General features: G+C 61.2%; 6 protein-coding genes. 2 read left to right on the forward strand and 4 right to left on the reverse strand.

Annotated elements, in window-relative coordinates; genetic code table 11:
• Positions 1–136: 136 nt before the first annotated feature.
• Genes HNH97_RS00145 through HNH97_RS00155 form a run of 3 tightly spaced genes read right to left on the reverse strand, consistent with a single transcriptional unit; the run spans position 137 to position 5,980 of the window.
• The gene (locus HNH97_RS00145; protein ID WP_110912668.1) at positions 137–1,630 is read right to left on the reverse strand and encodes an efflux transporter outer membrane subunit; all 1,494 of its coding nucleotides are present in this window, start codon (positions 1,628–1,630) and stop codon (positions 137–139) included.
• Complete coding sequence (locus HNH97_RS00150) at positions 1,630–4,788, reverse strand: efflux RND transporter permease subunit (RefSeq protein WP_171789404.1); 3,159 nt, start codon at positions 4,786–4,788, stop codon at positions 1,630–1,632. The genes HNH97_RS00145 and HNH97_RS00150 overlap by 1 nt, the downstream gene beginning before the upstream one ends.
• A 4-nt stretch (positions 4,789–4,792) precedes the next feature.
• Entirely contained in the window at positions 4,793–5,980 is a 1,188-nt protein-coding gene (locus HNH97_RS00155; protein WP_171789405.1) for an efflux RND transporter periplasmic adaptor subunit, read from the reverse strand.
• A 238-nt stretch (positions 5,981–6,218) separates the two neighbouring features.
• On the opposite strand from HNH97_RS00155, the gene HNH97_RS00160 reads away from it, so the two are divergent.
• On the forward strand, positions 6,219–6,821 hold the full coding sequence (locus HNH97_RS00160; RefSeq protein WP_171789406.1) for a TetR/AcrR family transcriptional regulator: 603 nt from the start codon (positions 6,219–6,221) through the stop codon (positions 6,819–6,821).
• A 72-nt stretch (positions 6,822–6,893) separates the two neighbouring features.
• Here the strand turns inward: HNH97_RS00160 and pgm are convergent, their stop codons facing one another.
• Positions 6,894–8,555 (reverse strand): phosphoglucomutase (alpha-D-glucose-1,6-bisphosphate-dependent), encoded by a 1,662-nt coding sequence (gene pgm / locus HNH97_RS00165; protein ID WP_171789407.1) that lies wholly within the window; start codon positions 8,553–8,555, stop codon positions 6,894–6,896.
• A 628-nt stretch (positions 8,556–9,183) separates the two neighbouring features.
• On the opposite strand from pgm, the gene glgA reads away from it, so the two are divergent.
• Positions 9,184–10,794 (forward strand): glycogen synthase GlgA, encoded by a 1,611-nt coding sequence (gene glgA / locus HNH97_RS00170; RefSeq protein WP_171789408.1) that lies wholly within the window; start codon positions 9,184–9,186, stop codon positions 10,792–10,794.
• Positions 10,795–10,816 lie beyond the last annotated feature (22 nt).

A 10,816-nucleotide genomic window follows, 5' to 3' on the forward strand; every position in this document is an offset into this window, starting at 1 on the left:
AGCGACAAGACCGACAGATCATTCGCAGCGATGATTTATCTCACCGCCGCAATCATCAATTCGCGTTAATTCCCAACAGACCCTGAAAAAAGCTTCACCAAAAACTTTTAAATGTTACCGGCCCTTCTGGCACGGTTTATCCTTGCTTGCCCGGATTCTTGGTGGCAGGGGCCGTGTTCTGGACCGTTTTTTCGGTCCATCCGCCACCAAGCGCGCGATAAAGCGTGACAAGGTTCTGGTATTTCGAGACCAGCACGAAGATCTGCCACTGTTGCGCCTGATAGAGTGAGCGCTGGGATTCCAGGGAGGTCAGGTAGGAATCCGTTCCGGCCTCATACCGCATTTTGGCCAGGCGATAGGCATCGGCCGAGGATGTGACCAGCTTGTCCACCTGTTCGCCTTCATCATGGTACGCCGCGCGCGCCGCCAGGGCGTCGGCGACTTCGCGGAAAGCGGTCTGAACCGTTTTTTCATAGGCCGCGACCTTGACGTTACGCATGGCGCGCGACGCCTTCAGGTTACCGCTGTTCTGCCCCCAGCTCAGCAGTGGCACCTGCAACTGTGGGGAAACGCCCCATGTGGTTGCAGCCGACGTGAACAGTCGATGCGGCTGCAGGCTGCTGATCCCGTCGGATGCGGTCAGGGTGATGCGGGGATAGAACGCTGCCTTGGCCGCACCGATATCGGCATTTGCAGCCTTCAGGTCATGTTCCGCCGAAATGATGTCCGGGCGGTGTTCCAGCACATCGGACGGCAGGCCGGGCGGCAGGTCACGCAGGACGGTCTGCTGCCCGAAGGGGCTTGCAGGCGGCAGGTTGTCGGGGATCGGCGCACCGATCAGCAGCGTGATGAGGTTTTTGTCCTGCTCCACATGACGCCGGGAGTCCGCGGCGAACGCAGCACTCTGTTCCACCTGTGTTTCAGCCTGCCGCAGGGTAAGCTGATCCGCCTCGCCATGTTCGAACTTGGCGCGGGTCATGTCGAGCGTCGCCTGCTGCGATGCCTGTGTCGCCTCGGACAGGTGCAGCGCCTGTTCATCCCCGAGCCATGAGATATAGGCGTTGGCAACCTGCGAAATCACGCTGATCAGCATGGCGCGGGCATTTTCGCGCTGCATCAGCGCATGTTCCGCGGCTTCACGCGACAGGCTGCGGATGCGTCCGAACAGGTCGATTTCGTACGACGAAAAGCCAATGCCCATATTGAAGTATTTGAACAGGGGCGGATTGGCCTGCGCATCGAGACCCGGAGCAAAGCTCAGGCCAGCGGCGCTGGACGGACCCTGGAACATGGCCCCGCCATTGCCGCCGATCTGCGGGAACAGGCCGGCATGCTGGATGTCGAACTGTCCCTGCGCGCGGCGGATATTGGCGGCGGCTTCACGCAGGTCGCGGTTGTCACGGATGGCAATGGCGATCAGTGCCTTCAGCCGTGCATCCGTAAAGAACTCCGACCAGCCAAGGTTGGCTGCCAGCGTGTTCTCCCCCACCGCCTGGCTGTCCCCGCCATAGGTCGGCCAGTTCTGGGACACCGGGGCGGCCGGGCGCTTGTAATGTGGGATCATGGTGCAGCCCGCCAGCAGCGCTGCCGCGGTGCCGAGGGCCAGACCATGGAGGGAAGAGCGTTTCATCAGTGGTCTCCCCCCGGGATTTCAGGGGCTGGTGTGGTGGGTTGCGCGCGTTCGCTCATGCGGCGCACCTTGAACAGGCGCAGGACCACGACAAAGAACAGCGGCACGAAATAGACTGCCAGCAATGTCGCCGTCAGCATGCCGCCGACAACGGCGGTGCCGATGGCCACGCGTGCGGCCGACCCCGCGCCGGTCGCAATCGCCAGCGGGAAGACGCCGACCACGAAGGCGATCGAGGTCATCAGGATGGGACGCAGGCGTTCGCGTCCCGCCTCCATCACCGACTCTTCGAGTGACCTGCCCTGTTCGAAGAAGGCCTTGGCGAATTCCACGATCAGGATGGCGTTCTTGACCGCCAGCCCCACGGTGGTCAGCAGCCCCACCTGGAAATACACATCGTTGGCAAGCCCGCGCGACAGGGTCGCGGCAATCGCGCCCAGCACGCCAAGCGGAATCACCAGCAGCACGGCGAACGGGATGGCCCAGCTTTCATAAAGCGCGGCAAGGCACAGCAGGATGACGATAACGGCCAGTGCGTAAAGCGGCCCGGTGGACGAACCCGATGCCATCTGTTCAAAGGACAGGCCGGTCCATTCATATCCGATACCTGATGGCAGCTTGGCCAGGATGTCCTTCATGGCCGCGATTGAATCGCCCGAGCTATAGCCGGCCGCAGGCTGTCCCAGGATTTCAAAGGAGTTGAGGCCGTTATAATCCTCCACCTTCTGCGGCCCCATGATCCATGTGCCGGACACAAAGGAATTGAACGGCACGAGGGAGCCGGTGATATTGCGGATATACCATTTGTTCAGGTCATCGGGGATCATGCGGGCGTCGGGTTCGCCCTGGATATAGACCTGCTTCACACGGTCATCGCGCAGGAACTGGTTGACATAGATCGAACCCAGCGCGCCTTCGACCGTGGTGTTGATATCGGCAATGGTCAGGCCAAGCGCGTTTGCCTTCTCACGGTCGATGTCCAGATGGTACTGCGGGGCGTCCTCCATCCCGTTCGGACGCACCGCGACAAGGCGGGGATCCTTGCTGGCCAGTCCCAGCACCATGTTGCGCGCGGCCAGCAGCTTGTCATGACCAAGATGGCCCCTGTCCTCCAGTTCGAGGTCGAAGCCGCTGGCGTTGCCCAGTTCCAGCACCGCAGGCGGATTGATGGCGAAGATCTGCGCCACCGGATCGGTCCAGAAATGCATCATGATGCGCATCGCGATCGCGGCGGAAGTCTGCGATGCCGCCGGACGTTCGTCCCAGTCCTTCAGGCGGATGAAAAACGCACCCGCCGTCTGTCCCTGCCCGGCGAAGTTGAAGCCGTTCATGGAATAGACGGATTCGACATTCTTCCCTTCGGTCTTGAGGATATAGTCCGCGACCTTGCGGTTGACGATGGCGGTCTGTTCCATCGGCGTGCCGGGGGGCATCGTGATCTGGCCGAAGATCAGGCCCTGGTCCTCGTCCGGCAGGAAGCCCGCGGGAAGCCGCATGAACAGGAAGGCAACACCCGCCGTCACCACCGCAAAGGCCAGCATCCCGGCCCCGGCATGCCCGATGATGCGGGTCACGCCATTCATGTAACCAGTGGTCATGCGCGTGAAATGGCGGTTGAACCAGCCTGCCAGCCCCTTGGTCTTTTCATGCGTGCCGGGCTTGAGCATCGTTGCGCACAGCGCCGGCGTGATGACCATGGCCACCAGCACCGACAGCCACATCGCCGCGACGATGGTGATGGAAAACTGGCGGTAGATCACCCCGGTCGAGCCGCTGAAGGCCGCCATCGGCAGGAACACCGCCGTCAGCACCAGCACGATGCCCACCAGCGCGCCGGAGATTTCGTCCATCGACTGGCGCGATGCCTCCACCGGGGAGAGGTTCTTTTCCGTCATGACGCGTTCGACATTCTCGACCACGACGATCGCGTCATCCACCAGCAGGCCCACCGCCAGCACCATGGCCAGCATGGTCAGCGTGTTGATCGAAAATCCCAGCGCCGCAAGGATGCCGAACGTCCCCAGAAGCACGATCGGGACCGCGATGGTGGGGATCAGGGTGGCGCGGAAATTCTGCAGGAAGATCAGCATCACCACGAACACAAGGGCGATCGCCTCCATCAGGGTGATGACGACTTCCTTGATCGACAGCACGATGAACGGTTCCGTATCGAGCGGATAGACCGTCTTCAGGCCGGGCGGAAAGAACTTCTCCAGTTCCGAAATCTGCGCACGCACCGCCGTTTCGGTCGTGAGCTGGTTGGCCCCGGGGGCGAGTTTCAGCGCCATGCCCGAGGCGGGCATGTTGTTGTAGAAGGAATTGGTATTATAGGTCTGCGGCCCCAGTTCCACACGCGCGACATCGCGGATGCGCACCTGTGACCCGTCCTGCTGGACCTTGAGCAGGATCTTCTCGAATTCCTCGGTCGAGGTCAGGCGCGTGGGACCGATGATGGTCGCATCCAGCCGTGCCCCCGCCTTTGCCGGAAGTCCGCCAAGTTCACCGGAGGAGACCTGAATGTTCTGCGACTGGATCGCGGCCTGCACGTCGCCCACCGTCAGGGCGTATTTGTACAGCTTGGACGGGTCGAGCCATATGCGCATCGCGTATTCGGAGCCGAACAGCGTATGGTCGCCCACGCCGGTCACGCGGCTGAGGGGATCGGAAATGTTCGATGCGACATAATCGGCGATGTCCGCGCCGCTCATGCTGTTGTCGGTGGAGATGAACGCGATCACCATCATGAAGTTCTTGACGGCCTTGGTGATGCTCAGCCCCTGTGCGGTGACTTCGGTCGGCAGCCGTGGCTGCGCAAGCTGCAGCTTGTTCTGCACCTGCACCTGCGCGATGTCGGGGTTCGTCCCCTGTGCGAAAGTCAGGTCGATTTCCATCTGCCCCGACGCATAGGACTGCGCGGAGATGTATTCCAGATGGTCCAGCCCGAACATCTGCTGCAGGATGGGGCGCACGACCGTGTTGTTGACCGTATCGGCGGACGCGCCGGGATAGGTCACGCTGATGGCGATCTGTGGTGGCGCGATGGAGGGATACTGTGCGATCGGCAGGGAGAAGATCGACAGCCCGCCCACCAGCATGATGATGATGCCGATCACCCAGGCGAAGACCGGGCGATCGATGAAGAAACGCGAAAGGGACATGTTCTTACCCTGCCTTGCCCGCAGGCTGGGCCTCGACGGGGGTGACGGTCGCACCCGGATGGATTTTCTGCACGCCCACGGTCACGACCCGCTCCCCGCTCTTGAGGCCGTCTGTCACCAGCCAGTTGGTGCCGATGGCCTGCGAGGTCTGGATCTGGCGCAGGTTCACCTTGTTATCCTGATCCACGACCCAGGCCTGCGGGTCGCCATGGGAATTGCGGCTGACGGCTTCCTGCGGCACCAGCAGCGCCTGCGGGTCCGTCCCTTCGGTCAGTTGCGCATGCACATACATTCCCGGCAGCAGCAGCTTGTCCGGGTTGGGCATGATCGCGCGCACCACGACGGTGGCGGTCGCTTCATCGACGTTGACTTCGGAAAATTCCATGCGGCCGGCATGTTCGTATGTCGTGCCGTCCTCCAGTTGCAGGGAGATGCTTGCGGCATTGTCCCCTTCGCGCTGCAGGCGGCCCTGCGCCAGTTCACGGCGGAACCGCAGCAGTTCGGTGGCAGGCAGGTTCACGTCAACATAGATCGGGTCAAGGCGCGTGACGATCGCGACATTGTTGCTCTGGTTCGCGATCGCCAGCGCGCCGACCGTCAGGATCGAACGCCCGATCCGCCCGCTGATGGGGGCGTTCATCTTGGTGTAGCCAAGGTCCACGGCGGCACGTTCCACCTGTCCCTGCGCGGTCAGGATTTCGCCCTGCGCTTCCTTCTCCGCAGCCAGGGCATCGTCATAATCCTGCTGGCTGACGGCATGGGCGCGCACCAACTGGCCATAGCGGGTCAGTTTCGCACGGGCCGTCATTTCGGCCGCCTGCGCGCGGACAAGCTGGCCCTTTGCCGAATCATAGGCCGCCTGGTACGGGGCCGCATAAATCTGGTACAGTTGCTGCCCCGCCTTGACATCGGTGCCTTCGGTAAACAGCCGCTGTTCGATCACGCCGCTGACCTGTGGGCGGACCTGTGCTATTTCAAAGGCTTCCGTGCGGCCGGGCAGGCTGGTGTGGATTTCAACGGGCTGCGCCCTGAGTGTCACCACACTGACCTGCTGTGGCGGCATCGCCGGGGGCGCCGCCTTGCGATTGCAGCCCGCCAGCGCCAGAAGAACAGCAACCGGGGCGATGGCCTGAAAATAGTAATGGCTTTTCACAATCTTGACCTTGCCTTTACAGTCTGTCTCCCGCAGCATCCCGAAAATTCCGTTTCAAGACGTAACATGCATGACGTGCCCGACTGAGATGGGATAAAGAAACCACTTGGTTTTCCGAGAAACGAAAACTATATCGTCTCCATACGGCGGTCAAGCCGTCATGACGAGGTGGCGCACGTAACTGGGCGAGGTGATGAAAAACAGCAACAGCCACAAAATGCATGAGGCGGTTCAGCCCTCTACGGAGGACAGGCCGCGCTGTGGGCGCCCTCCGGAAATGGAGGAATGCGTAAGGCGCGAGCGTATTCTGGAGGCCGCATGCAAGGTCCTGCAGAAACACGGGTACCATGGCGCGTCGATGGACAAGGTTGCCGAATGTTCCGGCATGTCCAAGCGGACGCTGTACAAGATGTTTCCGTCAAAGCTGGAACTGTTTCAGATCCTGATCCGCGAACGGCTGTTCGATGTGAAGCCGCAGGTCGCGTCGGACGCCCGCACGCCGGAGGAGGAACTTTCCAGCCTTCTGGTCGATCTGGCGCGTACGATCCTGCGGCCTGATCGCATTTCGCTGATCCGGGCGATCATTGCCGAGACTTCGGAATCCGAAAATGTACGTGAAATCATCGCCGCGCTGGAAACCGGGGGCGAGGACAACGCACTCGAAGCATGGCTGCAGGCCTATTGCAGGCAGCAGGGATATCCCGTCACCAATGTCCGGTTCCTGGGCAAGATGCTGTTCGGGATGACGGTGGGGGATTTCGTGCTCCAGACGCTTGGCTGCGCGACGGAAGCACCGACATGTGAGGCAATCCACTACCAGACCGATGTGGCGGTGCGGATATTCCTGGCAGGATTGCGCAGCCTGCCTCTGGGCGACTGAAAACATGCCGCGTCTGCGTCTGGTGGGTGGAATATATGCCGGGCCACCAGATCTGGCGGCCCGGCAGGCAGGTCAGGCCTTGGCCTTTTCAAACAGGGTCGAGACGACCTGCTGCGCCTCAAGCTGGATCTGCTTGAGATGATCGGCGCTGATGAAGCTCTCGGCATAGATCTTGTAGACATTTTCCGTGCCGGACGGACGCACCGCGAACCATCCGTCCTGCGCGGTGATCTTGATCCCGCCAAAGGCGACATCATTGCCCGGCGCCTTCGTCAGCTTCGCACGCACCGGCTGCCCGCCAAGTTCCTTCAGGTAGTCCAGTTGTTCCGCGGTGACCTTCTTGAGCAGCGCCTTCTGTTCCGGGTTGGCCGCCACGTCAATGCGGGCATAGAAGGGCGTGCCCAGCTTCTCGGTCAACTGTGCATAGATCTGACTGGGGTTCAGCCTGGTCTTTGCGGTGATTTCCGCCGCCAGCAGCCCCAGGATGATCCCGTCCTTGTCCGTGGACCATGCACCGGCATCCTTGCGCAGGAATGACGCGCCTGCGCTTTCCTCCCCGCAGAAGCCCAGCGAGCCATTGCTCAGCCCTTCGACGAACCATTTGAAGCCAACCGGCATTTCGACGAATTTGCGCCCGAGCATACCGGCGACGCGTTCGATCATCGCGCTGCTGACCAGGGTGATGCCAACGCCTGCATCCTTGCTCCACCCCGCGCGGTGTTCGAACAGATAGGCGATCGCAGCGGAGAGGTAGTGGTTCGGATTCATCAGCCCGGCCGTGCGGGTGACAATCCCGTGGCGGTCTGCGTCGGTATCATTGGCAAAGGCGACGTCGAATTTGTCACGCATGTCAATCAGGCGCGCCATCGCGTAAGGGGAGGAGCAGTCCATGCGGATCTTGCCATCCCAGTCGGCCGTCATGAAGCGGAAGGTGGGATCGACCTCCTCGCTGACGACCGTGGCATTGATGCCATAGCGTTCGATGATCGGCTTCCAGTAATGCACGGCCGCCCCGCCCAGGGGGTCGATGCCGATCTTCACGCCCGCCTCACGGATCGCCGCCATGTCAACGACGTTCTCAAGGTCCGCAACATAGGGCGTGATGTAGTCGTATTTATGGATGTGCGGGGATTTCAGCGCCTGTTCGTACGCGATCCGGTGCACGCCTTCCATCCTTGCCTCAAGGAAGTCGTTGGCCCTGTTCTGGATCCATGTCGTGACGTCGGTATCGGCGGGGCCGCCATTGGGGGGGTTGTACTTGAATCCCCCGTCTTCGGGTGGATTGTGCGACGGCGTGATGACAACACCATCCGCCAGGTCCGTCGTGCGGCCATGGTTGTAGGTCAGGATGGCATGGGAGATCACGGGCGTGGGCGTATAGCCACCGTCCTGGTCGATCATCACCTCCACCTTGTTGGCGGCGAAGACCTCCAGTGCGCTGGCGAGTGCTGCTTCGGACAGGGCATGCGTGTCGATGCCGATGAACAGCGGGCCGGTAATCCCGGCCTTTGCACGGTACAGGCAGATCGCCTGGCTGATGGCCAGGATGTGATGTTCATTGAAACTGTTGCTCAGCGAGGAGCCACGATGGCCCGACGTGCCGAAGGATACGCGCTGTGCCGGAATTTTCGGGTCCGGCTTGCCCGTGAAATAGGCGGTCATCAGGCGGGGAATGTTGACCAGAATGGAATCCGGGGCCGGCTTGCCCGCCAGGGGACTGATCTGATTGGACATGACTGTCTCCGTGAAAGGATGTGTGGGGATATCAGGGGTACCCGCTTGGACGATCACGGGAACATCTCTTGGCCTCGGCACTAATCTCTAGAGGATGAAATGTCCCCCCGTCGAGACGGGAAATGGCGAAAATCTCGTTTTTTGCCACGATTGCGGCAGGCTCTCCGGGCACTGGAATCATTACGTAAAAAAGCGATGTCGAAATACAACGCTGTGTCTGTTTTGCAACGAACGGCAGGCGGGCAGTCCAGATTAAATATGCATGCTCAGATCCACATTTCCACAAAGTCTTCAGGCATCTTTTCCATACGTCGTCCATGCGGGGCAGTAATTGACGCAGATCATGCGGCATTACCCTTCGATATATACGGCATACCCGCATGGAGGGTTGCGGCATCGGGCGGGGGAACGGGCAGGATCCACAATACTTTCTGATATTCCGCAAATATTTGATTTACGTATTATTAATCATGCAATTCCAGACCTGAAATGGATTGTAATATCGTCTCCTGTCCCTTCTGCCGCCCCAGACACATCACTTAACCGTGACCGCCGCACTGTCGCGCTCAGGCTGCGTTGCACAAAAACAGATTATTCCACGGTTTTTTCGAATGGGGGCATCCAGCGGATGAGTCTTGTCAACGTGCATCCTGTCCGCCCGGTGGAACTGCTTTCCGTTGCATCGGAAATGTTTCCTTTTGTAAAGACGGGCGGCCTTGGGGATATCGTGGGTACCCTGCCGCGTGCGCTGCTGGCCCATGGCATCAGGACACGCACATTGCTGCCGGGATATCCGGCCCTGCAGGCGGCACGGAACGAAGGGCGGTGCGTTGCACGGTTTTCGGACCTGCTGGGGCACGAGGCGGCGATATGGGAAAACCGTTTGCATGGGAACGATATTTTCATACTCGACGTTCCCGCGCTCTATGACCGTGCCGGGGATCCGTATGTAGGCCCCGATGGCAATGACTGGCCCGACAATGACATCCGTTTTGCCGTACTGGCGCGTGCGGCGGCACATATCGCGCACGGTGCGATAGAAGGTTATTGCCCCGACCTGGTGCAGGCCCATGACTGGCAGGCGGGGCTGACGGCGGCGTACCTGCATTATGACCAGCGTCCCGCCCCGCCCGTCGTGCAGACGATCCATAACCTGTCGTTCCAGGGATGCTTTCCCGCATCCTCCCTGCCCCGGCTGGGCCTGCCCGCGCATGCGCTGTGCATGGAGGGGGTGGAATATTACGGGCAGGTCGGGTTCCTGAAGGCCGGGCTGTATTTTGCCGCGTGGATCACGACCGTCTCCCCCACCTATGCCCGTGAAATCCAGACGCCCGAAGGCGGGATGGGGCTGGATGGGCTGCTGCGGGCACGTGCGCGGATGCTTACGGGAATACTCAACGGCATTGATGTCGATATCTGGAATCCCGAACATGATCCCGACGTGCATTTTCCCTACCGCCTGCGCGACATTGCGGGGCGGGCGGCCAACAAGCGGGCGTTGCAGGCGGAATTCGGCCTGCCGCAGGACCCCGATGCGTTCCTGCTGGGGATTGTCAGCCGCCTGACGATGCAAAAGGGCATCGACCTGTTGCCGGATGTGGCGGCGGACCTTTTTGGCGACAATATCCAGTTGGTCGTGGTGGGCAGCGGCAGCCTGTCGATCCAGCGCGAACTGTCCATCTTGCAGCGCCGCTTTCCGCGCCGGTTCGCCTGCCATATCGGCTATAGCGAGGCGCTGGGCCATCGCATGCCTGCCTCGGTGGATGCGCTGCTGATGCCTTCGCGGTTCGAACCGTGTGGCCTGACGCAGATGAGTGCGTGCCATTATGGCGGCGTGCCGATTGCCGCGCGTGTCGGCGGGCTGGCGGATACCATCGTTGATGCCAACGCGGCGGCCATGGCGGGGAATTCCGCGACGGGGTTCCTGTTTTCACCCGTGGACGCAACGACGCTGCTTGCGGCGATCAGACGGGCGCACACGACCTTTCGCGACCGGCAGGCATGGGCCATCCTGCAGCGCAACGCGGTGGCATATGATGTGTCATGGTCCGGAAAGGCCGCGCAATATGCCGACCTGTTCCGCATGGTGGTTGCGCGCGCGCGATCAAGGGAAGATGCCGGCGGGAATGTCGTCTCCCTCCATCGTGCGGATCGCACGGCTGCTACTGCTGCCCGGCGCAGGATTGCGCGCCAGCCACGCCTGCGTACGTCCCGGCCCCGTCCGGGATATCAGGGATGAGGCTGGTCGCCCGCAGGTCCGG

The organism is Gluconacetobacter entanii, assembly GCF_013155425.1.
GTDB classification, from domain to species: domain Bacteria; phylum Pseudomonadota; class Alphaproteobacteria; order Acetobacterales; family Acetobacteraceae; genus Novacetimonas; species Novacetimonas entanii.

Bases quoted from the DNA above. Each gene is read 5' to 3' on its own strand.
- HNH97_RS00150 (WP_171789404.1), bottom strand. From the start codon at position 4,788: ATGTCCCTTTCGCGTTTCTTCATCGATCGCCCGGTCTTCGCCTGGGTG.
- HNH97_RS00160 (WP_171789406.1), top strand. From the start codon at position 6,219: ATGGAGGAATGCGTAAGGCGCGAGCGTATTCTGGAGGCCGCATGCAAG.
- HNH97_RS00145 (WP_110912668.1), bottom strand. From the start codon at position 1,630: ATGAAACGCTCTTCCCTCCATGGTCTGGCCCTCGGCACCGCGGCAGCG.
- HNH97_RS00155 (WP_171789405.1), bottom strand. From the start codon at position 5,980: ATGCTGCGGGAGACAGACTGTAAAGGCAAGGTCAAGATTGTGAAAAGC.
- pgm (WP_171789407.1), bottom strand. From the start codon at position 8,555: ATGTCCAATCAGATCAGTCCCCTGGCGGGCAAGCCGGCCCCGGATTCC.
- glgA (WP_171789408.1), top strand. From the start codon at position 9,184: ATGAGTCTTGTCAACGTGCATCCTGTCCGCCCGGTGGAACTGCTTTCC.